The following is a 24605-nucleotide window of genomic DNA, read 5'->3' as shown; positions in this document are numbered from 1 at the left end:
CTTTTGCACAAAGAAAAAACAGGCAGCTGGCTGCCTGTTAATTTTCCATATCCATTTTGAATTCCAAAAACAATTCATTGTAGATGCCGAGCATTTCTAGCCCTAAGTTTTCATACACTTCTAAGCGTTCCCGCAGTTCTTCAGGAGGATAAAAGCGTTCGTCTCCAGTCACTTCGGGGTCCATAATTTCAATGGCTGCCTGGTTTGGCGTAGAATAACCGACATAATCTGCATTTTGCGCAGCAACTTCTGCATCAAGCATAAAGTTGATAAACGCATGTGCACCTTCTACATTGCTCGATGTTTTTGGAATGATCATATTGTCAAACCATAAGTTCGAACCTTCCTCAGGCACCGAATAATCGATGTTTTCATTGATCCACATCATATCTGCAGCTTGACCGGACCAAGTCAAAGCAACAGCCGCTTCTTCGCGGCGCATCATTTCGACGATTTCATCCCCGATAATGGCTTTAGTATTCGGGCCAAGCGTCTTCAATTTGTCCGTAGCTTCCCGGAGCTCTGATATATCTGTAGAGTTCAATGAATAGCCGAGGCTGTTTAATCCCATTCCGATGACTTCACGTGCGCTGTCCACCAAAATGACTTCCTGTTTTAATGTGGGATCCCATAAGTCGTCCCAACTTTCAAACGTTTGCCCTTCCAGCAGCGTAGGGTTGAAAGCGATCCCCACTGTTCCCCAGAAGTAAGGGATGGAATATTCATTGCCCGGATCGAAAGGGAGGTCTAAGAAGTAAGGATCGATATTAGTAAGGTTCGGAATTTTTTCCAAATCGATCGGGATCAATAAATCGTTTTCCTTCATTTTTTCGATGGCGTATTCTGAAGGCATCGCAACATCATAAGACGTACCGCCTTGTTCGATTTTCGTCATCATCGCTTCGTTTGAATCGAAGGTTTCATATATAACATTGATATTGGTTTCGTCTTCAAATTGCTGGACCAATTCCGGGTCGATGTATTCGCCCCAGTTGTAGACGGTGATCGATCCACCGCCAGTGGTCGCAGAACTTTTTTCGAGGACGGATACGCCGTAAAGAAGCAAGGCAGAAGCGACCAGAATCGCGACAGTTGCTTGAATAATGCTTTTCATCTTAATGGCCTCCTGTTCCGATGCTATTCCGTGCCCGTTGGTTAAAGAAATAATAGCCGACGACAAGGCCGAGCGTGACGATGAATATTAAAGCGGAAAGTGCATTGATCGTCAAGGTAATTCCGGCACGCGCCATCGAGTAGATTTCAACGGAAAGCGTTGAGAATCCGTTACCTGTGACAAAGAAGGTAACCGCAAAGTCATCCAATGAATAAGTTAACGCTAAAAAGAAGCCTGCGAAAATCCCCGGTTTGATGTAAGGGATGATTACCCGCGTCAAAATATCGCGTTTAGATGCACCCAGATCCGCGGCAGCGTCAATTAACGTGCTGCTCATTTCCTGCAGTTTAGGCAAGACCATGATGACGACGATTGGAATACTGAATGCGATATGGGAAATCAGTACGGAAGCGAAACCGAGCTTAACTCCGATCATCGTAAATAAGATCAAAAACGAGGCGCCGATAATGACATCCGGGCTGACAATTAAAATATTGTTCAGTGAAAGCACCGCATTGCGCATTTTCCGGTTTCGCAAAAAAACGATCCCAATTGCGCCAAGAACACCGATTGCTGTTGAAATAAGAGACGACAGCAAGGCGACAATGACTGTATTCATCAAAATGATGAGCAGCCGCGTATCATTGAATACTGCTGCATAATGTTCCAGCGTAAACCCGTCAAAGCTCGACATCGTGCCGCCGCTATTGAATGAGTAAAATATCAAGTAAAAAATTGGTGCATATAAGATAAAGAAGACAACTGCCAAATAGACTTTTGCTTTTTTACTTAGTTTTCCCATTTGCAGAGCCTCCTTTTTCCCGCTGTCCGGTCAGCATCATAATGATGATCATGAAGAGTATCAAGAACACAGCGATCGTTGAACCCATGCCCCAGTTCTGCGTTACGAGGAATTGCTGTTCAATGGCTGTACCGAGTGTAATGACTTTATTTCCGGCGATTAAACGCGTAATGACGAATAGCGACAGGGCAGGGATGAAGACGGCTTGGACACCGGATTTAACCCCATTGATCGTCAATGGGAAAATCACTTTTCTGAACGTCATCCATGAAGATGCACCGAGGTCGCGCGAAGCATCCATCAAAGCCGGATTCAATTTATCCAAGGAATTGAAAATCGGCAAAATCATGAACGGAATAAAAATATAAACCGATACGAAAATAAAACTGAAATCCGTGAAGAGGATCTGCTGTTCCCCTAGGCCGATGGCAGCCAAAAATTTATTGGCTGGACCGTATAAGCCGAATATCCCGATAAAGGCATAAGTTTTCAACAGCAAATTGATCCAAGAAGGGATGATGATCAACAATAGCCACAATTGCTTATGCTTCGTTTTCGTTAGCCAATAGGCTGTCGGGTAAGCGATCAGGATTGAAAAGAAGGTGACCAGGAAGGCATACCAGAACGAACTCAGCGTCAAACGCAAGTACACAGATGAAAAGAAGTTTTGATAGTTCTCGAGCGTCAAATTCCCTTGCAGGTCAAAGAAGGAATAATAGACGACTAATGCAATCGGCGCAATAACAAACAGCGCAATCCAAATATAATACGGGATTAGATAAAAACTGCGTGCTCCTTTACTATTCATCGGCTTCAACTCCGTACGATTCGAGACGTGCATCAAAAGCTTCTTCGGACTCGTTCAAACGCATAACGTGGATTGCTTCTGGATCAAAATCCAGGCCGATCAGTGAACCGACTTCCGCTTTTTTCGTGGAATGAACGAGCCATTCGTTGCCGACTTCATCAATTGTGGAGATTTCGAAGTGGACGCCACGGAATAATTGGGTATCGACGGTAACAGCCATTTTTCCGTTTTCTACAGATGTGATTTCAAGATCTTCCGGACGGATGACAATTTCTACTTGTTCGTTCGGATTCAAGCCCTGGTCGACGCATTCGAATTCTTTATTGGCAAAGCGAACTCGGTAATCTTCGATCATTTCACCGGCTACAATATTGGATTCACCGATAAAGTCTGCAACAAAGCGGTTGATGGGCTCGTCGTAAATATCCATCGGCGTGCCGCTTTGCTGAATTTCGCCTGCTTTCATAACGAAAATTTCATCGGACATAGCCAGTGCTTCTTCTTGGTCATGAGTGACAAAAATAAACGTTTTGCCAAGGCGCTGTTGAAGTTCGCGCAGTTCATACTGCATTTCAGTACGTAATTTCAAATCGAGTGCAGATAGCGGTTCATCCAGCAAGATTACTTCGGGGTCATTGACAATCGCTCGCGCAATTGCGACGCGTTGGCGCTGCCCGCCAGACATTTCACTGATTTCCCGGTTCTCATATCCTTTTAAGTTTACGAATTCCAAGGCTTCTTTCACACGGCGTTCAACTTCTGCTTTTTTTAGTTTCTTAATGCGCAGCCCAAAAGCCACATTCTCAAATACATTGAGGTGAGGGAAGAGGGCATAGTCTTGGAAAACCGTATTCACTTGGCGTTCGTTGGCAGGAATATTATTAACTTTCTTTCCTTCAATATACACATCGCCTTTAGTCGGTGTAATGAATCCTGCGATTAAACGCAGAATTGTCGTTTTTCCGCAGCCGGAAGGGCCGAGAAGTGTGTAGAATTTCCCTTTTTCGAGTTCAAAGCTGACATCGTTCAAAACGGGGCCGGCCCCGTCATATATTTGCGAAACATTTTCAAAACGAATAATTGATGTATCCAATAGATATCCCTCCAAATTTACAAGTATGATTGTGTGGCAACAATGATCATTTCTGATTTTCCAGAATGAGCGTTAATAAGCTGATGATGGTCAGAAGCTTCATAATAAAGGGAATCTCCAGCGCTTGCAAGATACTCATTGTCTCCAAGGACCAGGCGTACACGCCCTTCAAGCACGTAGATGAACGTCTCGGCCAAAGATGGTTCAAAATGTTTGAATTCACCTTTTTCTTCAAGTGTAAGATAGACAGGTTCCATTTCTTTTTCATTCGAAGTGGTGATGAGCCAATCGATCTCATAGCCTGCTTCCGTGTCTGTGTGGATCGTATGGTCACTTGGCGTAAACACGACTTTCACTTCTTTATCGGAGTCATCAAAAAATTCCTTCGGTGTCGTGCCGAGAACTTCTAATAGCGAAAATAAGGTTTCAATAGAAGGTGAATTCATATCACGTTCCAATTGAGAGATAAATCCTTTGCTCAAATCTGTCCGTTCACCGAGTTCTTCCTGCGTCAATCCATTTTTAAGCCGCAGCCGTTTTATCTTCATTCCGATTTGCACGCAGCTTCACCTCGTTTTATATAGTAATAGTAAACTTTGAATAAATTATGTTTAGTAAAAATATACTTTAAGTTTACTAACAGCAATTATCATTATACAAAAACCAGTTCGTTTTTCAAGTATAATAAATACTTTAAAGAAATTTTTCTTAAACATTGCTTTTTACCGCAAAACTTTATTATCATTAAGGAATGGAGTAAAACTTGAAAACCTAAAAAACACTTTTAACTCTGAAAAATGATGATATGATAGTTAAAAGATAACCATGTTTAACCTATCTTTCGGGAGTGATCAATTTGAACGGCAAAATGAATTTTTTCTTGGACCCTAAAAACCGCATTGTCCAAAAATCTTCAATCATGAATTATAAACAGGACCAGCAAGGTCTTTACTTAGTAGCCAATAAACAATTTATCAATTGGATGGATGTCCATACGTATTGCCATACGTGTTTGTCTGCTTTAACTTTCGATGATGAATTTGATGCAAGCTATTGCTCAAGCTGCAACGAATGGCGTGAAGAAAAATGCAGCGATGTCCACTGTGAATACTGTGAAAAACGGCCAAAACGGCCATTAGATCCCCGCTGATAAGGCGGGGTTTTTTTATTTTTTTTATACGCTATTTTTATGTGGGAATATGCTAAACTAATGGCTATAAAAGAATTTGGGGGATGTATATGAAGAAGGAATTTGTAGTCATCGGCCTTGGACGATTCGGTGGAAGCATCGTACGTGAGCTGATTGAACAAGATGCAGACGTAATGGCAATTGATAAAGATACTGAACGTGTCGATGAATTTGCGACTATCGCTACACAAGCGGTCGTCGCAGATACAACAGATGAAGCGGTTTTGAAATCCCTGGGCATCCGCAATTTTGAACATGTCATTGTGGCCATTGGTGAGAATATTCAAGCGAGTATCCTGACGACTTTGATGCTAAAAGAGATCGGGGTCAAAAAAATCACTGTTAAAGCCCAAAATGATTATCACGCTAAAGTATTGAGCAAAATTGGGGCGGACCATGTCGTTCACCCGGAACGGGATATGGGGATTCGAATAGCCCATAATATGTTATCCAATAATGTGTTGGATTACTTAGAGTTATCGGATGAGCATTCCATTGCCGAAATCCAAGCCAATGAAAAGCTGGCAGGGCGGACATTAATCGGTTTGGACATACGCGCAAAATACGGCATTAATATCGTAGCCATTAAAAGAGAAGGCCAGATCTTAGTATCGCCGCAGGCAGATATGGAAATCGAATTGGCTGACGTATTGATCATCATCGGATCTGATGCGGATATTAACCGGTTCGAGAAAAAAGTCTTAAACTAAAAAACTAAAGATAGTGAAAAAAACCGTTCGTGTCAGAAATTCCTGATACGAACGGTTTTTTAGTTGATGATAGTTGAATTTTTTTCTGATGTCCAGTCTGCATCAACCTAGCCCCTCGAGACGCTTCGGTCTTGCCGGTAATGGCAAAGAACGCCATTACCTTCAAAACCTCCAGCGCTTGTCTGGGCTGAACAGGTGCTTCCGCTTTTCTAGACTTCCATGATGATCGGCAAGATCATTGGACGGCGTTTTGTTTTTTCGTATAGGTATGGCCCTAACACGTCAGAGATATCGCTTTTCAGTTCAGCCCATTCTGTGTTCTTGCCATGGATCTTTTTGTTCAAATGTCGGTTCAGCATTTGCTGAGCCTCATAAATCATCGTACCGGATTCACGCATGTAGACAAATCCACGTGAAATGATGTCCGGACCGGAAACCATTTTGTTTTTCTTCATATCAACGCTGACTACGACGATGACCAATCCTTCTTCAGACAGCACACGGCGGTCACGAAGAACGATATTGCCGATGTCGCCAATGCCGCTGCCGTCGATGTAGACATCTCCAGATGGGATGCGTCCTGCAACAGAAGCCTCGTTTTGGCTAAGCGCTAAGACATCGCCATTTTCCATAATAAACGTGTTTTCTTCCGGTACATCGCAATCCACTGCTAATTGGGCATGGATTTTCTGCATCCGGTATTCACCGTGGATCGGCATAAAGAATTTCGGCTTGATCAAACGAAGCATCAATTTGTTTTCTGGTTGAGAACCATGTCCAGAAGTGTGGACGTTATTCAATGAACCGTGGATAACATCTGCTCCAGCACGGAACAGTAAATTGATTGTACGGTTTACACTGCTCGTATTGCCCGGAATCGGGGAAGACGAGAAGACGACCGTATCATTCGGTTGGATTTGAATCTGGCGGTGTGTGCCGTTTGCAATTCTCGAAAGAGCTGCCATGGGCTCGCCTTGAGATCCTGTACAAAGAATAAGGACTTCATTGGCAGGCAGGCGGTTCAATGTTTGAGTATCTACGAAAGCGTCCTCAGGGGCATTGATATAGCCAAGTTCCCGGCCAATCGTCATTGCATTGTCCATACTGCGTCCAAATACTGCGATTTTACGGCCTTGGGCCACAGCTTCATCCGTCACTTGCTGAAGACGGTAAATATTAGATGCGAATGTTGCGAAAATTAGGCGGCCATCCACTTTTCTCATAATGTCCTTGATGGATTCGCCGACTTTGCGCTCTGACATCGTAAAGTCAGGGACTTCAGCATTCGTACTATCAGAAAGCAGGCAAAGAACGCCTTCGCTTCCGATTTGAGCCATTTTCAATAAGTTGGCGGGTTCGCCTACTGGAGTAAAGTCGAATTTGAAATCCCCAGTATGGACGATGTTGCCGGGAGGTGTTTTGACCACTACTCCGAAAGCATCTGGTATACTGTGGGTCGTACGGAAGAAACTTACCGAAGTTTTACGGAATTTGATGACATCTTCCTCTTCGATTTCAATCATTTTAGTTTGGCGAAGCAAACCGTGTTCTTCTAACTTCTTGCGCAGCAAGCCTAAAGCAAGTTTGCCGCCGTAGACGGGAATGTTAATCTTTTTCAAGAGGTAAGGGATTCCGCCGATATGGTCTTCGTGTCCGTGAGTTACGAACAAGCCTTTGATTTTATCTGCGTTTTTAACGAGATAAGTATAATCCGGAATTACATAATCGATTCCGAGCAAATCGTCTTCCGGAAATTTGATGCCTGCGTCGATCAGGATGATTTCATCCTGGAACTGGACACCATACGTATTTTTGCCGATTTCGCCTAGTCCGCCGAGTGCGAATACAGCTGTTTGATCATTCTTAACAAATTTCATAATTAGTCCAAACTCTCAACTTCGAAATTTTCGCCGGCTTGTTCGTATTCCAAATGGCTTCCTTCAAGCAGCTGAATATATTCAATGTTATAGTTGCGGTCTTTCAGGTGGAATCTTACTTCTCGCTCGGATGATGCTTCTACATAGAGGCTCTTAGTGTTTTCGCGAACTGGTACCTCTGCACGGTTTTCTTGATATAATACTTTAAAAATCATAATTTGCTCTCCTTTTGCACGTTCAATTAAATTCACTTTCTTTATATTATCATGACCGTGTTTTAAAATAAAGAATAGCCCTCCTTATTTATTAAGAAGGGCTAAACCGATTATGCAATTTTCTTTTTGTTCATAATGCCGTTTAGCTGTCTGAGAAGTCTTCTTTTCATACGTTTCAGTTTCAGCATGGCTATCTCACTCCTTAGGTGCATTATACTGTATTTTCAGACAAATGTAAAGAATGAGAGCTGTTTTACGATAAAAATTTGATAGGAGAATGATGTATGGGTAAATTATTATTATTAGATATCGATGGGACCTTGATGAATTCGAAAAAAGAAATTCCGGAAAGTGCAAAAGCAGCGCTTCTTCAGGCGAAGGAAAATGGCCATGATCTAGCCATCGCTACCGGACGCGCACCTTTTATGATTAAAAAAGTTTTACAGGAAACAGGGATTCGTACATATATTACTTTCAACGGGCAATACATCGTCCATGAAGATGAGTGCATCCACCGCGAGGCATTGGACACAGACATTTTGTCTTCGATTGTCGAATTTGCAGAAAAGCGGGCGCATCCGATTGTTTTCATGAATGAAAAGAAAATGGTTTCATCGATTGATTACCATCCGGATATCGATGAAAGCATCAAAACCTTAAAATTTCCTCATCCTGAAATGGTGGAAGATTTTCATAAAGACAATGAAATTTATCAGGCATTGGTGTTTTGCGAGCAAGATGAAGAGCAGCAATACCATGATTCATTCAAAGAAATGCAATTTGTCCGTTGGCACCGGGTTTCCTGCGACATTTTGCCAAAAGGCGGAACAAAAGCGAGCGGCATTGAACATTTAATCCGCGCAACCGGCCATACGATTGAAGACACGATTGCTTTTGGCGATGGATTGAATGATTTGCAGATGATGGAGAAGGCTGGTGTCAGCGTGGCGATGGCTAATGGCCATGAAGAAACAAAAAAACGCGCGACTTATGTAACGGACCATGTGGATGAAGACGGCCTTGCCAATGCATTTAAACATTTGAAGCTGATTTAAATAGAATAGCGGCAAAATAAAAAGAGGCTCGGATTATTCATCCGAGTCTCTTCCTATTGGCATGGCATTTTCAATTTCGGCAAATGGATTTTTAGGATTGATGTGGTCAAAGAACATAACGCCGTTTAAATGATCAAGCTCATGCTGGAATGCGATGGCCGGCAAACCTTTTAAACGCATTTTGTATTCTTCGCCTTCTACATTAAAAGCTTTGATGGTTATGCGTGCATAGCGAGGAACGTATCCAGGAATGGCGCGATCTACCGATAAACAACCTTCACCAGCAGTTAAATAGGCTTTTTCCACAGAATGGCTGACGATTTTCGGATTGATGGCAATCAAACTCAGGTTTTCGCCGCTTGTTTCGTCAAAGTGAAGCGCGAAAATCCGTTTAGCTTTATTGACTTGAGGAGCCGCAATTCCGACACCGGGGCGCAAATCGTATTTTTCGATCATTTCATCATCTTGGCTGTTAATTACATATTGCAAAAGGTCCTCAGCAAGTTTGCGGTCCTCTTCTGTAAGAGGGAAGCTTACTTCCTCTGAACGTTGGCGGAGTGTAGGATGCCCTTCGCGAATTATATCTTTCATGAGTATCAAGTGTATTCATCCTTTCGTACTGACACATTACACTTTAGTATAACGCACGATAGGGAACACCGGAAAGAAAAATGCAATTCTAACAGTTCGATTAATTGCAAGGCTTTATAAAATGGGAAGCGAATTTTTAAAAAAGAGCATTCGCATGTGCTTCCTTCGTGAAGATTCTTTTGCAGGCATTCAACAGCTCCGATTAATTTGTGTTTAGAGGAGCAGGTGGGCGCTTGCGCTTTTGTGCGGTGAATATTATAGTTAATTTATGTAATAAGGAGGTTTTTTTGTGAAAAAAGTTTTTATGGCTACGATTTTCTCGAGTGCTTTATTGCTAAGTGCTTGTTCAGGGCAAAATGCCAGTGAAGAATTGGATAATGTCTTACAGGAAACATTTTCTGCTGAAAAAGAGTACCGGGATACTCAAAGTGAAATGGAAAAACTGGAAAAAAACGAACAGCAATTATTTGAGTCCATTATGGGCTTGACTCAAGAACAGCAAGAAGAAGTGAGTGGCCAAGCTGAAGAGGCAATGGAATCGGCTGACCAGCGCTTAGAACTTTTGAAAACAGAAAACGAATCAATCAAAAATGCCCAAGAAGAATTTAAAGCGATCGATGCTGTGATTGAAGAAACAGATGAAGAATCACTGAAGACCGATTTAACTGAACTGAAAACGAAGATGCAGGAACGTTTTGAAGCGCACTCGGATTTTGCCGGAGCGTATGAAGAACTGACCGGCCTTCAAAAGGAATTGTACGATATGCTCCTAAACGAAGAAACGGAACTTCAATCGCTGCAGGAAAAAGCGATGGAAGTGAATGAAAAAAATACAGATGTCCAGGACACGGTTAAGGTTTTCAACGAGCGGACAGAACAGTTTAATGAGATGAAAGACAAAGTCATTGAAGAACTGGAAAAAGAAGAACAATAAAGCAAAGTCTTTATCCAAACAAAAAAGAAGTATGAAAAAGGGCAGCCCGATAGACTGGGGCAGCCCTTTTTCTGTGCTATAAAAGAGGGGTATATCTCTTTCTGTAATATAATACAGTTCTTTGGGAAACAGTAGTACAGTTTTTGGCGAAGATTCGTTTGCTACTATAAAATAGGCTTGATAACTAACGGTTCTCAATGATTGACCATGCAAATCAAGTAACGTATACTGAAGAGGAATGTGCAATTGTATTACTATATCAATAAAGAAATCTTAATACAGATAAAAGGAGAGTTGCTTTTATGGCTGCGAAAAAATCACAGCAATTTGATCCAGTGGAAACACTGCACGCAATCGAAGAAAAGTTTGAAATGGTCCAGGTTCTGAACGAAGAAGGCGAAATCGTCAATGAAGAGGCAGACCCGAAATTATCCGATGAAGAATTACAGGAATTAATGAGCCGTATGGTTTATACGCGTATTTTGGATCAGCGTTCAATTTCATTGAACCGCCAAGGACGTTTAGGTTTCTATGCGCCGACTGCTGGACAGGAAGCGTCTCAATTAGCGTCTCATTTTGCGCTTAAAAAAGAAGACTTCATTTTGCCGGGCTATCGTGATGTTCCGCAACTAATCTGGCATGGCTGGCCGCTGCACCAAGCATTCTTGTTCTCGCGTGGACACTTCATGGGGAACCAAATGCCTGAGGGCTTGAACATCTTGCCGCCGCAAATCATTATCGGCGCACAATATATCCAAGCAGCAGGTGTGGCACTAGGTATGCAAAAACGCAAAAAAGAAGCAGTTGCTGTTACTTACACAGGCGACGGCGGTTCTTCACAAGGTGACTTCTATGAAGGCATTAACTTTGCCGGTTCATTCCGTGCACCTGCTATTTTCTTTGTACAGAATAACCAATACGCGATTTCTACACCGCGTGAATTGCAGACTTCTGCGAAGACAATTGCACAAAAAGCTGTAGCTGCCGGAATCCCAGGAGTTTTAGTTGACGGCATGGATCCATTAGCGGTTTATTCAGTAACGCGCGATGCACGTGAACGCGCAATTCGTGGCGAAGGCCCGACATTGATCGAAACACTTTGCTACCGTTATGGCCCGCATACAATGGCTGGCGATGACCCGACTCGCTACCGTACTTCTGACACAGACAGCGAGTGGGAAAAGAAAGATCCGCTTATCCGCTTCCGTAAATATCTAGAAGCGAAAGGCATTTGGAACGAAGAAAAAGAAAACGAAGTAATTGAAAAAGCTAAAGAAGAAATTAAAGCGGCTGTCAAAAAAGCCGATAGTGCTCCGAAACAAACGGTTACTAACCTATTGGAAATCATGTACGAAGAGGTTCCATTCAACGTTCAAGAGCAACTTGATATCTACAAAGCAAAGGAGTCGAAGTAAGCGATGGCACAAATGACTATGGTTCAAGCAATTACCGACGCTCTGAAAACAGAGATGCAAAACGATGAAAATGTACTAGTTTTCGGGGAAGACGTAGGAAATAACGGCGGTGTTTTCCGTGCGACAGAAGGATTGCAAAAAGAATTCGGTGAAGACCGTGTATTCGATACGCCTTTGGCTGAGTCAGGAATCGGCGGCCTTGCAATCGGCCTTGCGCTGCAAGGGTTCCGTCCAGTTCCGGAAATCCAGTTTTTCGGATTTGTTTATGAAGTAATGGATTCAATCAGCGGTCAAATGGCTCGCATGCGTTTCCGCAGCGGCGGCAGCTTAAATGCACCAATCACACTGCGCTCACCTTTCGGCGGCGGTGTTCATACACCTGAAATGCACGCAGACTCCCTAGAGTTGTTGATGACTTCACAACCAGGTTTAAAAGTGGTTGTACCATCAACTCCTTATGATGCAAAAGGTTTGTTGATTTCTTCAATCCGCGACAATGACCCGGTTATTTTCCTTGAGCATTTGAAATTATACCGCTCAGGCCGTCAGGAAGTTCCGGAAGAAGCTTACACAATTCCATTAGGGAAAGCGGATATCAAACGCGAAGGCAAGGATTTGACGATTATTGCTTACGGCGCGATGGTGCAAGAAAGTTTGAAAGCGGCCGAAGAACTTGAAAAAGAAGGCTACTCTGCAGAAGTGATCGACCTTCGTACAATCCAACCTTTGGATATCGAAGCGATTGTCGCTTCAGTAGAAAAAACTGGACGCGCAATGGTTGTCCAAGAAGCACAAAAACAAGCGGGTATTGCTGCAAACGTTGTAGCTGAAATCATGGATCGTGCAATTTTGAGTCTAGAAGCTCCTGTATTGCGTGTAACGGCTCCAGATTCTATTTTCCCATTCTCACAAGCTGAACAAGTTTGGCTTCCAAATTCGAAGGATATACTAGAAACAGCTAAGAAAGTGTTAACGTTCTAATTCGTTTAGAAAAGAAAGGGTGAAACTAATGGCTTTTGAATTTCGTTTACCGGATATCGGAGAAGGTATCCACGAAGGTGAAATCGTAAAATGGTTCGTAAAAGCAGGAGATCGAATCGAAGAAGATGACATCATGTTTGAAGTGCAGAACGACAAAGCAGTTGTTGAAATGCCTTCACCAGTATCAGGAACAGTCAAAGAGATCATCGTTGAAGAAGGAACGGTAGCAGTTGTTGGTGACGTGCTGGTCCGGATCGAAAGCGACGATGCTTCAGATAACGAAGGAAGCGGAGATGCAGCCCCTTCTGAAAGCAAAGAAGAAACAGAAGAGCAAGTTCAAGCTGGAACAGCTGAATCTGCTCAGAATGTTGAAAAAGAACCCGTAAAAGAAGAAGTACCTAAAAATGCGGAAACGGGAGCCGGCGAACAGCCTCAAGCTAAAGCGCCAGCTGACCCGAATGCACGCGTAATCGCGATGCCTTCAGTCCGCAAGTTTGCAAGAGAAAAAGACGTTGATATCACACAAGTTTCAGGTTCAGGCAATAACGGCCGTATCTTGAAAGAAGATATCGAAGCGTTCTTGAGCGGCGGACAAGAGCAAGCAGTTGTTGAAAGTGCTCCTGAAACGGAAGCGGTTGAAAAAGAATCTGCTAAAGAACCAGCAGCTCCAAAAGCGCCAGCTGTTCCTGAAGGCGATTTCCCGGAAACACGCGAGAAGATGTCAGGCATCCGCAAAGCGATTGCGAAAGCGATGGTGCATTCAAAACATACAGCTCCTCACGTTACGTTAATGGACGAAGTGGACGTTACAGAACTCGTCGCACACCGCAAAAAATTCAAAGATATTGCAGCTGAAAAAGAAATCAAGCTGACTTACTTGCCATACGTAGTAAAAGCTTTGGTAAGCACATTGCGTGAATTCCCAGCATTGAATACGTCTTTCGATGATGAAACAAGCGAAATCATCCAAAAACACTATTTCAATATCGGAATTGCAGCAGATACTGAGAAAGGCCTTATGGTTCCTGTTATTAAAAATGCAGACCGTAAATCCGTGTTCTCGATTTCTGATGAAATTAATGGACTTGCAACAAAAGCGCGTGAAGGTAAATTGACTGCTGCTGAGATGAAAGGCGCTTCGTGCTCAATCACGAATATCGGTTCTGCCGGCGGCCAATGGTTCACTCCAGTCATCAACCACCCTGAAGTAGCAATTCTTGGAATTGGCCGCATCGCTGAGAAGCCAGTAATTAAAAATGGTGAAATTGTTGCTGCACCTGTGTTAGCATTATCATTGAGCTTTGATCATCGCATGATTGACGGAGCAACAGCGCAACACGCATTAAATCACATCAAACGCTTATTAAGCGAACCTGAATTATTATTAATGGAGGCGTAAAAATTATGGTAGTAGGAGATTTTCCAATCGAAACAGATACGCTCGTCATCGGCTCAGGCCCTGGCGGATATGTAGCAGCAATCCGTGCAGCGCAAACTGGCCAAAAAGTAACAATCGTTGAGAAAGAATATATCGGAGGCGTATGCTTGAACGTCGGCTGTATCCCTTCGAAAGCACTTATCTCAGTAGGCCACCGTTTTGAAGAAGCTCAACATTCAGATGATATGGGTATTGTCGCTAAAGAAGTATCCATTAACTTTGAAAAAGCGCAAGCATTCAAAAACGGCGTTGTGAAAAAATTGACTGGCGGTGTTGAATCGCTTCTAAAAGGAAATAAAGTTGAAATCGTTCGCGGTGAAGCTTATTTCGTAGATGAAAATTCAGTACGCGTTATGGACGAAAAATCGTCGCAAACTTATACATTCAAAAATGTAATCATTGCGACAGGATCTCGCCCGGTGGAAATTCCAACTTTCAAATTCTCTAAACGCGTCATCAATTCTACAGGTGCTTTAGCACTTCAAGAAGTCCCTAAAAAACTTGTCGTTATCGGCGGCGGTTATATCGGAACTGAACTTGGAACTGCTTATGCAAATCTTGGATCAGAAGTTACTATCCTTGAAGGTGCACCTGATATTCTTGCTGGATTCGAAAAGCAAATGACGGCTATCGTCAAAAAAGGCTTGAAGAAAAAAGGCGTTGAAGTCATCACTAAAGCATCTGCTAAAGGTGTAGAAGAAACTGAAAACGGCGTTACTGTAAAATATGAAGTGGGCGGGGAAGAAAAAACCGTTGAAGCGGATTATGTATTGGTAACAGTTGGACGTCGTCCAAATACGGATGAAATGGGACTTGAAGAAGTCGGTGTAAAAATGTCTGAACGCGGTTTGATCGAAGTTGACAAACAATGCCGTACGAACATTCCTAACTTCTATGCAATCGGGGATGTAGTACCTGGACTTCAACTTGCTCACAAGGCATCTTACGAAGGTAAAGTTGCTGCAGAAGCAATTGCTGGAGAAAAATCAGAAGTGGATTACTTGGCAATCCCTGCTGTCTGCTTCACAGATCCTGAACTTGCAAGCGTCGGTTTAACTGAAGAGCAAGCAAAAGAACAAGGATTTGAAGCGGCTGCTGCTAAATTCCCATTCGGAGCTAACGGCCGTGCACTTGCATTGAACGCATCTGAAGGTTTCGTGAAACTTGTTTCACGCAAATCAGATGGTTTGTTGCTTGGTGCTCACATCGTTGGTGCTGGTGCGTCTGATATGATCGCTGAGTTAGGCCTTGCTATTGAAGCGGGTATGACGGTTGAAGATATCGCAATGACGATCCACGCTCACCCAACATTGGCTGAAATCACAATGGAAGCTGCAGAAGTGGCGCTTGGAACTCCAATCCATATCATTAAATAATGAAAGAAGAAATCCGCATTTTCATGCGGGTTTCTTTTTTTATGCCTTTATTCATGATAGAATGGCACCGAAAGGGTGATAGTGACATGGTACATATGAAATGGTTAATATTGGCAGTTGGAATTTCGTTGCTTGCAGCTTGCGGCGATGAACAGGCTGAAACTGCTGATCAAAAAGAAACGGCACCTACGGAAGAGAAGGCAAAAGAAACGCCTGCAGAAACTGAGAATGCAAATGAAGCAGATAGCGCACAAGCCGAAGAAGTGGCAGAAGCGGAACCTCAATATCGCTTGAATCCGGCTACTTGGGGAGTAGAGCCGATTGCAGATGCTCCGGCAGAAGCAGTATTGCTGACCATTGATGATGCCCCAGACAAGCATGCAGTGGAAATGGCGACTACATTGAAAGAGTTAGATGTCCCGGCCATTTTCTTTGTCAATGGCCATTTTTTGGATAGCGACGAAGAAAAAGAGAACTTAAGAAAAATTCATGACTTGGGCTTTGCAATCGGCAACCACACGCAAACCCATCCGAATTTAACGACGATTTCTGATGAGCAGCAAAAAGAAGAGATTTTAGCTGTGAATGAGACAGTTGAACAAGTGATCGGCGAAAAGCCGAAATTCTTCCGGGCGCCACACGGAGCCAATACGGACTTCAGCCGTGCCCTGGTGCAACAAGAAGGCATGTTGCTGATGAATTGGTCCTATGGCTACGATTGGGAAAAACAGTATATGGATCCAGCGGCTTTAACGGATATCATGGTCAATACTGAGTTTTTGCGCAATGGGTCAAACTTATTAATGCATGACCGGGAATGGACGGCAGCGGCTCTTCCAGGGATCGTAGAGGGCCTCCAAGCAAAAGGCTATACGTTCGTCGATCCGCAAGAGATTGAACTTGAACAGTAAATGAAAAAAAGTCCGGGAAGCGAAAGCTCCGGACTTTTTTTATTAAGTGAATCAGATTCGATGAAAAGCAGAATATTTTTTAACGAATCGCCTGCTGTTCTTTAATGACACGCAGCATTTGCAGCGTATCGTCTTCTGGCCCTTGTACCGGCAAACCAGCTTTGATGTTCATATCGATGTATTCGATATTCTCCTGGGTGATGATTTCCCCAGGAATGAAAATCGGGATGCCTGGAGGATAGACCATGATAAACTCTGCTGAAATTCTTCCGACAGCTTCCTCGATCGAGATGACTTCAGTTGTTGCGTAAAAAGCGTCTCTCGGCGTCATCGCAAGGCGTGGGATATCTGGCAAGAGAACAACCGGTTCGATGATTGCGGCGTCGCTCTCGAAAGCCTCGCTCATCCGCTGAAGGGCATTTACTAACAGATTCAGCTCCTTGCGGCTGTCGCCGATGGTTACTAAGCAAAGGATATTGTAAAGGTCGGATAATTCGATTTCAATATTGGCGTTTTCCCGCAGCCATTCTTCAGCCTGATGGCCAGTGATGCCAAGATTTTTTACGCTGATCAATAATTTGGTCGGATCCATATCATAGGTAGCAGAGCTATTTAAAATCTCTTTTCCTACACAATGCAGATGGGCGATTTTATTGATTCGCTTGCGTGCATCTTGTGCTAAACGGATAGCATGATCGATCAAATCATAGCCGTGGATCGCCAGCTGTCTGCGTGCCGTGTCCAATGACGCAAGAATCGGATAGGACGTTGAAGTCGTTGTCAGCATGGAAAGTGTTGATTGAACGCGCTTAGCAGAAACCAAGCCCTCGCGGACATTCAGTACCGAACTTTGCGTCATAGAACCGCCAAGTTTATGGACGGATGTAGCCGCCATATCTGCACCTGCTTCCATCGCGGAAATCGGCAAAGATTTATGGAAGTGGATGTGGACACCGTGTGCTTCGTCTACTAAAACCGGAACTTGGCGGTCATGGGCAATGTCGACAATCCGTTTCAAGTCAGCTGCGACGCCAAAATAGGTCGGATTGATGACAAGAACCGCTTTTGCATCAGGGTATTCGATCAATGCTTTTTCAACCGCTTCTGCAGAAATGCCATGGGAGATCCCGAGTTCTGGATCCACTTCAGGATGGATGAAAATTGGAATGGCGCCAGCGAATACGATAGCGGACATAATGGATTTATGGACATTGCGCGGAACTAGGATTTTATCGTTCGGACCTACGACGCTTAAAATCATGGTCATAATTGCACCGCTCGTACCTTGGACAGAGAAGAACGTATAATCTGCGCCAAATGCTTTGGCGGCTAATTCCTGCGCTTCTTTAATCGCACCTTTTGGTGAATGCAAATCATCTAAAGGAGCGATATTGATCAAGTCTATCGATAAAATATTATCGCCGACAAATTCCCGGAAAGCCGGGTCGACGCCTTGGCCTTTTTTATGGCCAGGAATATGAAATTGAATGGGGTGCCGGTTTCGATGTTTCAGGAGTGCATCGAATAACGGAGTTTCTAATTGAGACATTTAGGGCCACCTCGCTTTATAAAAATGAAAACAAAAAGAATTATAGCATGTTGATTAACGCTATACTATAAAAATAAAAGGAAATTGTTTTTGCCTGCCGAATAAAATAAAGACAGAGGAGGGAATGATTTCATGCAGTTTCAGACAAGAATAACAGATCTTCTAGGTATACGCTTGCCTATCATCCAAGGAGGGCTTGCTTATCTTGCTTATGCTGAGCTTGCTGCAGCCGTATCAAATGCCGGAGGCCTAGGGCAAATCACCGCTATGAGCCTTTCTACACCGGAGCAATTAAGGGGAGAAATCCGCAAAGTCCGTGAATTGACAGATCAGCCATTTGGCGTTAATTTTGCAATCGGTGACCATGGACGCGAATTTTCACATATGCTTCAAGTAGCGATTGACGAAAACGTTCCGGTCATTTCGATGACTGGCGGAAATCCGACGCCGATCTTCAAACAGCTGGAAGGAACGCCGATTAAAAAGCTCGTGTTGGTAGCGGCCAGAAGACAAGCAGTAAAGGCGGAGGAACTCGGAGCCGATGCCGTGATGGTGGTAGGGCATGAAGGCGGCGGGCATTTAGGAAGAGATGATATTGGAACGATGGTGCTTATTCCGCAAGTGGTGGATGCGGTCACAATCCCTGTTATTGCATCAGGAGGCATTGGGGATGGCCGTGGTTGGATGGCAGCCCACGCACTTGGGGCAGAAGGCATTGAAATGGGAACGCGCTTTATCGCGACAAAAGAATGCGTCCATGCTTCAGAGGCTTACAAGAATGCTTTAATTGCCAGTTCAGAACAAGACACCGTCATCATCAAAAAAAGCATTGGCAGCCCAGCAAGAACGCTTAGGAACGGTTGGACCGATAAGATTCTGGAAATTGAAGCGGAACATCCAAGCTATGAAGCGATAAAAGATTATGTCAGTGGAGAAGCCAACAAAAAGTATATATATGAAGGAAAGCAGGAAGAAGGGTTCGGCTGGGCCGGACAGGTCACCGGTCTGATTAAAGATGTTCCATCAGTGCAGGAATTGATCGAACGGATGGAAGTGCAAGCTGAAGAAATTCGGCGGAAATGGTCAATAACATCATGATGCGAAAGTGAGGAAATAAAATGGATTATTCATACCCTTTTTCAATTGACTGGACAACGGAGGAAATTGTTGACGTGGTCACCTTTTTTGAAGCAATCGAACTTGCTTACGAAAAAGGAGTGAAACGGCAAAGTTTGATGGCGAAATATCGTCGATTCAAAGAAATTGTGCCGTCTATGGCAGAAGAAAAAACTTATTTCCGGGAATTCGAAGAAGAAAGCGGCTATGCCAGTTTTCCGGTCATAAGAGAAATGAAATCGCGAAGCGATGAAGAAATCATCAAAATGAAAAAATAAAAAAAATTCCGCAGCTCAGCGCTGCGGAATTTTTACTTTTTGGAGCATGGTGTCATAGACCGGCAATAATTCAGTGAACGTTCTTTCGGCAAAGGCATGAAAATCTTCTGGAGACATAGCGGAGGCTTCATCTCTTGAGATATGTCGGCCGATAACCAATTCGCCTTTTTTAACATCACGAAGCCTAGTCACTAACTTTTCAATGCCTGCCTCTTCCAAATCTGCAAGCGATTCAGCTTCCGGTTTCATGTGGTCGCCAGAAAGCATGAAGTCTTTTGGAAGCGAAGCGAGAATATCGGATTTCAATAATTCTTCTGCCATCACCTTTTTATTGGGTGCTTCATAAATCACGGCAAGGATGACGAAGATGTGGCTTTCCCATAAGCCGATTTGAAAATGAGGCACGGCCTTGTAGCCTCTTTTATGCGGAGCGAACGCCACCCAGCTATCATTGGGCGGATTCACTGTACGGCGCATATGCTTTGCGACATGCGGGAAAAATTCCTCGCCGGATTTTCCGGAAAAGAAAGCTGAATAAGTAGTGCCGAGCTGTTCGAATTTCGGGCGAACTCTATTGATCAGCAACTCCATCCGCTGTTCCAAGCCTGGAGTTTCAAATACTTCAAAGTCTTGTTGGGTCCAAAAAGTTTCCAATTATTTTTCCTCCTTAAATAACAATCATAGGTTTCATTTTAACGAACTTTGGGAAGAAATAATATAAATAAGTTTTCCTAAGCTGCTAAAGGGGTATTGGTCTAATAATCTTATTATTAAACTGAATTATCGAAAAGTGGAGAGAAAGGGGTGCTTAATTATGAAACAGATGATTCAAATCATTCGCAAAGCCGAGGTAGAGAAAGAATACATCCATGTTTTAAAATTAGAACTTGATTACGAACTTGCTTCTTTGTTTGATGCTATGAAGCAAAAAGATGAACATCAAAAAGATAAAAGCAAAAAGCGTCTTCATGAAATACATGTAGAGTTGGAGGCACTTCATGCGCTTTGATAAACTGATCATATAAAGGCATTTACTGAGATAAGACAGTAAGTGCCTTTTTCGTTATAATGAAGGAAAAAGAGGGGGCAACCACTTGGATTTACATAGTATGGACACTTATATAAAATCGCTTATTAAAGAAGCGGGGCATCGCATCAGAAATTCATTTTTAGTAGACATCACCATTGAAACGAAATCAGACGCAAATGACCTCGTAACAAACATTGATAAAGAAATCGAGCAATTTTTCATCAGTCGGATTCGGCGTGATTTTCCCGGCCACCGCATTTTGGGAGAAGAAGGGTTTGGAGACACGTTCGAAGATCTAGACGGCGTTGTTTGGATGCTCGACCCGATTGATGGCACAATGAATTTCGTCCATCAAAAAAGAAATTTCGCCATTTCATTAGGGATTTATGAAAATGGAATCGGTAAATTGGGATACATATACGATGTGGTAAATGATGATTTATACCATGGGATTCAAGGAGGCGGTGCTTATTACAACGATGAACGGCTGCGGCCATTGTTCGACACTTCCATCGAAGAATCGATTGTCGGCATCAACGCCACATGGATAACGCCTAACCGCTATATCGACCATGAAGCCACAATCCGTTTAGTCCAGCAGGTCAGAGGAACAAGATCTTACGGTTCAGCAGCTCTTGAACTTGCTTACGTGGCGAGCGGGCGCATGGATGCTTATATTTCGATGCGCTTATCGCCTTGGGATATAGCAGGCGGAAAAGTGATTGCCGAAGAAGTCGGAGCCATCACTTCCAATTTCACAGGCGACCCGGCCAATTTAATGAAGCAAGATACATTTATCGTAGCTAACCCTTCGATCCATCATCGTATATTGTCGGAATATATCCGCCTCAAGTAAAGTTATGCGGAATTCCGGATAGACGCCACCTAGCCTAAGGAAATAAAAATAGGAGTTGCTTTGGATTTTCTCCAGAGCCAACTCCTTTATTGCGCAATGATGTTCAATGGGAGGGGATTTATAGCAATCCGGTTTCCCGCATCTCTTTTTTCTTTTTAAAGCCCATTCCCATGACTGCACAAAGCAATATGATAGCAAAAAGGATTCCGGGAATGCTGCGGAAGCCCACGGCGACACCGATTGAAGCCATGCATACGAGTGCTGCAAACGAATAGAATACGAAAATCCATTTTATGTTTTTCAAACTTTTTTCCTCCTGCCGCATATAGTTGAAATAAAATCTTAGGGTTTTTTCCCTACATGTGCTATACTAACACAGTTATAGACATGAAAAAAGAATATTGGAGTGAAAGTATGACTAACTTACGTAACGATTTAAGAAACATTGCTATTATTGCCCACGTTGACCATGGTAAAACGACATTAGTGGATCAGCTGCTGCAACAATCCGGAACTTTCCGTTCAAACGAGCACGTCGATGAACGCGCTATGGACTCAAACGATATCGAGAGAGAACGCGGAATTACGATTCTTGCGAAGAACACGGCGATTCAATATAAAGATGCAAAAATCAATATCCTAGATACACCGGGACATGCTGACTTCGGCGGCGAAGTTGAGCGTATCATGAAAATGGTTGATGGTGTTTTACTAGTAGTAGACGCATATGAAGGCTGTATGCCACAAACACGTTTTGTTTTGAAGAAAGCTCTTGAGCAGAACTTGAAACCAATCGTCGTTGTTAACAAAATTGACCGCGATTTCGCTCGTCCGGAAGAAGTGGTTGACGAAGTCATCGAATTGTTCATCGAACTTGAAGCTAATGACGAACAATTGGAATTCCCAGTAGTTTTCGCCTCAGGTATGAACGGTACTGCAAGTCTTTCATCAGATCCTGCAGATCAGGAAGAAAACATGCAGGTTATTTACGATGCAATCTTGGACCATGTACCAGCGCCAATCGATAACAGAGATGAGCCACTTCAATTCCAGGTAGCGCTTCTTGACTACAACGACTACGTTGGGCGTATCGGAATTGGCCGCGTTTTCCGCGGAACAATCGAAGTTGGACAATCTGTTGCTTTGATGAAACTTGATGGTTCAGTTAAAAACTTCCGAGTAACAAAAATCCATGGTTTCATGGGTCTGAAACGAGTTGAAATCGAAAAAGCGGAAGCTGGCGATTTGATTGCCATTTCTGGTATGGAAGATATCAACGTCGGTGAGACGGTTTGTCCGGCTGACCACCAGGAAGCATTGCCGGTCCTTCGCATTGACGAACCGACTTTGCAAATGACTTTCCTAGTAAACAACAGTCCGTTTGCCGGTAAAGAAGGCAAATGGATCACTTCAAGAAAAATTCAAGAGCGCTTGGATGCACAACTGCAGACAGACGTATCTCTACGTGTAGACCCGACAGATTCACCGGATGCATGGGTTGTTTCAGGACGCGGCGAGCTTCATTTGTCTATCCTGATTGAAAACATGCGCCGTGAAGGTTTTGAGCTTCAAGTATCAAAACCTGAAGTTATCGTGAAAATGGTAGACGGTGTTCGCTGTGAGCCAGTTGAGCGAGTTCAAGTTGACGTACCGGAAGAATATACTGGAGCAATCATCGAATCACTTGGTGAACGCAAAGGTGAAATGCTTGATATGGTCAACAACGGAAGCGGCCAAGTCCGTTTGGTATTCAACGTACCAGCACGCGGCTTGATCGGCTACACAACTGAATTCTTGACTCAAACTCGCGGATACGGAATCATTAACCATACTTTCGACAGCTATCAGCCAGTGGCTTCAGGCCGCGTCGGCGGACGCCGTCAAGGTGTATTGGTTTCCATGGAACGCGGAAAAGTTTCAACATACGGCCTAACAGGAATTGAAGACCGCGGAACTGCTTTTGTTGAAGTCGGTGCTGAAATCTACGAGGGCATGATTGTCGGCGAACATAACCGCGACAGCGATTTGACAGTGAACATTGTCAAAATTAAAGCTGCAACTAACATTCGTTCAGCAAACAAAGACCAGACAACTACTTTGAAAAAAGCACGTTTGATGAGTCTTGAAGAAGCACTTGAATATTTGGCAGATGATGAGTATTGCGAAATTACTCCACAAAACATCCGTCTGCGCAAAAAAATTCTTGATAAAAACGAACGTGAGCGCATGGCTAAGAAAAAGAAAGTTGCAATCGAAGAATAATTGATCAATAGGAAGGATGTATAATCTGTGGACGAGCAAGCTTTTGTCTATGACAGAATGTATCCCGTAGCCCGAGTTTTATATGAAAATATGCCGAATTTTACAGTTGCGGGATATGCACTTTTTGCAGTCATCTTCTTGCTGTCGGCTTTCGTTTATAAGCTAGGATTTGCGAAAAAACTATCTATCGGAAAAAATGTGGTCATTGGTATATTTCTTCTTCTTGGGGGATTAGGCTTAACGTTCTTAGCCTTTTTCCTTCCAGTAGTAGAAGGATTAGTCATTGCGGCATTGATTCTGATTCTCTACAAAATCCGCCTATGGCGCGAAAAACGCGAAAACGCTGCATCTCATTGAGATGCAGCGTTTTTGCGTTCAAATGTTTTATAGAGAATCGGCAGCGCAAGTGCATAAGTTAAATGCGCCAGTATCCAGTAAAGGTAGGCACCCACATCTGTCAGCGCTGGCACATCGGTTCGAATGGCCAAGGACGATAAAGGGAAAAAGAGGATAAATGTCGGTATGCACAAGAGCAGGCTAAGCAAGGTCAATTGACCGAAAGAGTAGCTGCGGCGTTTTGCCAAATAGACGTAGGCAATGGAAATCAATAGTGAAATGGCGAGGTGGAAAGCGAATTCCACCGGTTCAGACCAATCGATCTTTCCGATCACTGGAATAAAATCCACATTCAATAATAAAGTGTATACTTGTTCGCCTGTTACCCTTTGAATCCACTTTAGGAGCAGCCCAAGCAACAGGCCGCTCCAAAAGCCGATCCATATGCCTTTTAATACCTTCATCAGAAGTCATCCTCAATTTGTCGAGAACTCCGATAAAAATGGAATGTCCCTGTTGCGAGGCGTTCTTTCGTTCTCTCGGATATCCGGTCATGGCATTCTTTGCACATATGGGTATGGATCGGCCGGTTGCGCAGGCGTTTTGCCTCGAGCGTATCATCGACCAATTTTTCAATTTTATCGCAGATTACACATTGGACACGCATAT

28 protein-coding genes are annotated in these 24605 nt (G+C 43.4%); 15 read left to right on the top strand and 13 right to left on the bottom strand.

Annotated elements, in window-relative coordinates; all coding sequences use genetic code 11:
- Positions 1 to 37 precede the first annotated feature (37 nt).
- Genes NFU07_RS03520 through NFU07_RS03500 form a run of 5 tightly spaced genes read right to left on the bottom strand, consistent with a single transcriptional unit; the run spans position 38 to position 4377 of the window.
- Positions 38 to 1114 (bottom strand): ABC transporter substrate-binding protein, encoded by a 1077-nt coding sequence (locus NFU07_RS03520; RefSeq protein WP_251474754.1) that lies wholly within the window; start codon positions 1112 to 1114, stop codon positions 38 to 40.
- Between the two features lies 1 nt (position 1115).
- Positions 1116 to 1916, bottom strand: coding sequence for an ABC transporter permease (locus NFU07_RS03515; protein WP_235196684.1), 801 nt, complete (start codon positions 1914 to 1916; stop codon positions 1116 to 1118).
- On the bottom strand, positions 1900 to 2724 hold the full coding sequence (locus tag NFU07_RS03510; protein ID WP_235196683.1) for an ABC transporter permease: 825 nt from the start codon (positions 2722 to 2724) through the stop codon (positions 1900 to 1902). Before NFU07_RS03510 ends, NFU07_RS03515 begins: the two co-directional genes overlap by 17 nt.
- Positions 2717 to 3817: an ABC transporter ATP-binding protein gene (locus NFU07_RS03505; RefSeq protein ID WP_251474736.1), complete on the bottom strand. Its 1101-nt coding sequence runs from the start codon at positions 3815 to 3817 to the stop codon at positions 2717 to 2719. The genes NFU07_RS03510 and NFU07_RS03505 overlap by 8 nt, the downstream gene beginning before the upstream one ends.
- Positions 3818 to 3834: 17 nt before the next feature.
- Positions 3835 to 4377 carry a helix-turn-helix domain-containing protein gene (locus tag NFU07_RS03500; RefSeq protein WP_251474713.1) on the bottom strand — a complete coding sequence of 181 codons (543 nt, stop codon included), beginning with the start codon at positions 4375 to 4377 and terminating at the stop codon, positions 3835 to 3837.
- Between the two features lie 287 nt (positions 4378 to 4664).
- Here NFU07_RS03500 and NFU07_RS03495 point away from each other — a divergent pair, with 287 nt between their 5' ends.
- Positions 4665 to 4967: a hypothetical protein gene (locus tag NFU07_RS03495; RefSeq protein ID WP_251474700.1), complete on the top strand. Its 303-nt coding sequence runs from the start codon at positions 4665 to 4667 to the stop codon at positions 4965 to 4967.
- An 89-nt stretch (positions 4968 to 5056) separates the two neighbouring features.
- Complete coding sequence (locus NFU07_RS03490; RefSeq protein ID WP_235196678.1) at positions 5057 to 5716, top strand: potassium channel family protein; 660 nt, start codon at positions 5057 to 5059, stop codon at positions 5714 to 5716.
- A gap of 209 nt (positions 5717 to 5925) precedes the next feature.
- Here the strand turns inward: NFU07_RS03490 and rnjA are convergent, their stop codons facing one another.
- Both rnjA and NFU07_RS03480 read right to left on the bottom strand, forming a co-directional pair.
- Positions 5926 to 7593, bottom strand: a complete 1668-nt coding sequence (rnjA, locus tag NFU07_RS03485) for a ribonuclease J1 (protein WP_251474697.1) — start codon at positions 7591 to 7593, stop codon at positions 5926 to 5928.
- Positions 7594 to 7595: 2 nt separating this feature from the next.
- A complete protein-coding gene (locus tag NFU07_RS03480; RefSeq protein ID WP_235196677.1) occupies positions 7596 to 7808 on the bottom strand; it encodes a DNA-dependent RNA polymerase subunit epsilon in 213 nt (70 codons plus the stop codon).
- A 284-nt stretch (positions 7809 to 8092) separates the two neighbouring features.
- Here NFU07_RS03480 and NFU07_RS03475 point away from each other — a divergent pair, with 284 nt between their 5' ends.
- Positions 8093 to 8863 carry a Cof-type HAD-IIB family hydrolase gene (locus NFU07_RS03475; RefSeq protein ID WP_251474694.1) on the top strand — a complete coding sequence of 257 codons (771 nt, stop codon included), beginning with the start codon at positions 8093 to 8095 and terminating at the stop codon, positions 8861 to 8863.
- 33 nt (positions 8864 to 8896) lie between these two features.
- On the opposite strand, the gene def is transcribed toward NFU07_RS03475, so the two are convergent.
- The gene (gene def / locus NFU07_RS03470) at positions 8897 to 9463 is read right to left on the bottom strand and encodes a peptide deformylase (RefSeq protein WP_251474692.1); all 567 of its coding nucleotides are present in this window, start codon (positions 9461 to 9463) and stop codon (positions 8897 to 8899) included.
- A 280-nt stretch (positions 9464 to 9743) separates the two neighbouring features.
- Between def and NFU07_RS03465 the strand changes: the two genes are divergently transcribed.
- The 6 genes from NFU07_RS03465 (at position 9744) to NFU07_RS03440 (ending at position 16509) form a co-directional block, all read left to right on the top strand.
- Positions 9744 to 10388 (top strand): YkyA family protein, encoded by a 645-nt coding sequence (locus NFU07_RS03465; RefSeq protein WP_251474691.1) that lies wholly within the window; start codon positions 9744 to 9746, stop codon positions 10386 to 10388.
- Between the two features lie 302 nt (positions 10389 to 10690).
- Entirely contained in the window at positions 10691 to 11803 is a 1113-nt protein-coding gene (gene pdhA, locus NFU07_RS03460; protein ID WP_251474690.1) for a pyruvate dehydrogenase (acetyl-transferring) E1 component subunit alpha, read from the top strand.
- Positions 11804 to 11806: 3 nt separating this feature from the next.
- Positions 11807 to 12784, top strand: a complete 978-nt coding sequence (locus NFU07_RS03455) for an alpha-ketoacid dehydrogenase subunit beta (protein WP_251474688.1) — start codon at positions 11807 to 11809, stop codon at positions 12782 to 12784.
- A gap of 28 nt (positions 12785 to 12812) precedes the next feature.
- Entirely contained in the window at positions 12813 to 14183 is a 1371-nt protein-coding gene (locus NFU07_RS03450; RefSeq protein ID WP_251474687.1) for a dihydrolipoamide acetyltransferase family protein, read from the top strand.
- Positions 14184 to 14188: 5 nt separating this feature from the next.
- Positions 14189 to 15598: a dihydrolipoyl dehydrogenase gene (lpdA, locus tag NFU07_RS03445; RefSeq protein WP_251474685.1), complete on the top strand. Its 1410-nt coding sequence runs from the start codon at positions 14189 to 14191 to the stop codon at positions 15596 to 15598.
- Positions 15599 to 15684: 86 nt separating this feature from the next.
- On the top strand, positions 15685 to 16509 hold the full coding sequence (locus NFU07_RS03440) for a polysaccharide deacetylase family protein (RefSeq protein WP_251474683.1): 825 nt from the start codon (positions 15685 to 15687) through the stop codon (positions 16507 to 16509).
- A gap of 79 nt (positions 16510 to 16588) precedes the next feature.
- Here the strand turns inward: NFU07_RS03440 and NFU07_RS03435 are convergent, their stop codons facing one another.
- On the bottom strand, positions 16589 to 18058 hold the full coding sequence (locus NFU07_RS03435) for an aminotransferase class I/II-fold pyridoxal phosphate-dependent enzyme (RefSeq protein WP_251474681.1): 1470 nt from the start codon (positions 18056 to 18058) through the stop codon (positions 16589 to 16591).
- Positions 18059 to 18190: 132 nt separating this feature from the next.
- Between NFU07_RS03435 and NFU07_RS03430 the strand changes: the two genes are divergently transcribed.
- Positions 18191 to 19156 (top strand): NAD(P)H-dependent flavin oxidoreductase, encoded by a 966-nt coding sequence (locus tag NFU07_RS03430; protein WP_251474679.1) that lies wholly within the window; start codon positions 18191 to 18193, stop codon positions 19154 to 19156.
- A 20-nt stretch (positions 19157 to 19176) separates the two neighbouring features.
- Positions 19177 to 19452, top strand: coding sequence for a UPF0223 family protein (locus NFU07_RS03425; protein WP_251474676.1), 276 nt, complete (start codon positions 19177 to 19179; stop codon positions 19450 to 19452).
- A gap of 15 nt (positions 19453 to 19467) precedes the next feature.
- On the opposite strand, the gene NFU07_RS03420 is transcribed toward NFU07_RS03425, so the two are convergent.
- Positions 19468 to 20106 carry a YktB family protein gene (locus tag NFU07_RS03420; RefSeq protein WP_251474674.1) on the bottom strand — a complete coding sequence of 213 codons (639 nt, stop codon included), beginning with the start codon at positions 20104 to 20106 and terminating at the stop codon, positions 19468 to 19470.
- A 160-nt stretch (positions 20107 to 20266) separates the two neighbouring features.
- Here NFU07_RS03420 and NFU07_RS03415 point away from each other — a divergent pair, with 160 nt between their 5' ends.
- Together NFU07_RS03415 and NFU07_RS03410 are read left to right on the top strand one after the other, a co-directional pair.
- A complete protein-coding gene (locus NFU07_RS03415) occupies positions 20267 to 20461 on the top strand; it encodes a hypothetical protein (RefSeq protein WP_235196665.1) in 195 nt (64 codons plus the stop codon).
- Positions 20462 to 20546: 85 nt separating this feature from the next.
- A complete protein-coding gene (locus tag NFU07_RS03410; RefSeq protein WP_285835931.1) occupies positions 20547 to 21338 on the top strand; it encodes an inositol monophosphatase family protein in 792 nt (263 codons plus the stop codon).
- 118 nt (positions 21339 to 21456) lie between these two features.
- On the opposite strand, the gene NFU07_RS03405 is transcribed toward NFU07_RS03410, so the two are convergent.
- The gene (locus NFU07_RS03405) at positions 21457 to 21642 is read right to left on the bottom strand and encodes a YlaF family protein (RefSeq protein WP_251474672.1); all 186 of its coding nucleotides are present in this window, start codon (positions 21640 to 21642) and stop codon (positions 21457 to 21459) included.
- A 110-nt stretch (positions 21643 to 21752) separates the two neighbouring features.
- On the opposite strand from NFU07_RS03405, the gene typA reads away from it, so the two are divergent.
- Positions 21753 to 23600, top strand: coding sequence for a translational GTPase TypA (gene typA, locus NFU07_RS03400; RefSeq protein ID WP_251474669.1), 1848 nt, complete (start codon positions 21753 to 21755; stop codon positions 23598 to 23600).
- A gap of 27 nt (positions 23601 to 23627) precedes the next feature.
- Complete coding sequence (locus NFU07_RS03395; RefSeq protein WP_251474666.1) at positions 23628 to 23957, top strand: YlaH-like family protein; 330 nt, start codon at positions 23628 to 23630, stop codon at positions 23955 to 23957.
- On the opposite strand, the gene NFU07_RS03390 is transcribed toward NFU07_RS03395, so the two are convergent.
- Both NFU07_RS03390 and NFU07_RS03385 read right to left on the bottom strand, forming a co-directional pair.
- Positions 23951 to 24400, bottom strand: a complete 450-nt coding sequence (locus NFU07_RS03390) for a hypothetical protein (protein ID WP_251474663.1) — start codon at positions 24398 to 24400, stop codon at positions 23951 to 23953. The genes NFU07_RS03395 and NFU07_RS03390 overlap by 7 nt on opposite strands.
- The gene (locus NFU07_RS03385) at positions 24400 to 24603 is read right to left on the bottom strand and encodes a YlaI family protein (RefSeq protein ID WP_251474662.1); all 204 of its coding nucleotides are present in this window, start codon (positions 24601 to 24603) and stop codon (positions 24400 to 24402) included. The genes NFU07_RS03390 and NFU07_RS03385 overlap by 1 nt, the downstream gene beginning before the upstream one ends.
- Between the last annotated feature and the right edge of the window lie 2 nt (positions 24604 to 24605).

Origin of the sequence: Planococcus sp. NCCP-2050 (assembly GCF_023708025.1) — a bacterium.
Taxonomy (GTDB): domain Bacteria; phylum Bacillota; class Bacilli; order Bacillales_A; family Planococcaceae; genus Planococcus.
Note: the sequence above shows the minus strand (reverse complement) of the source record. Positions and strands in the feature narration are given on the sequence as shown.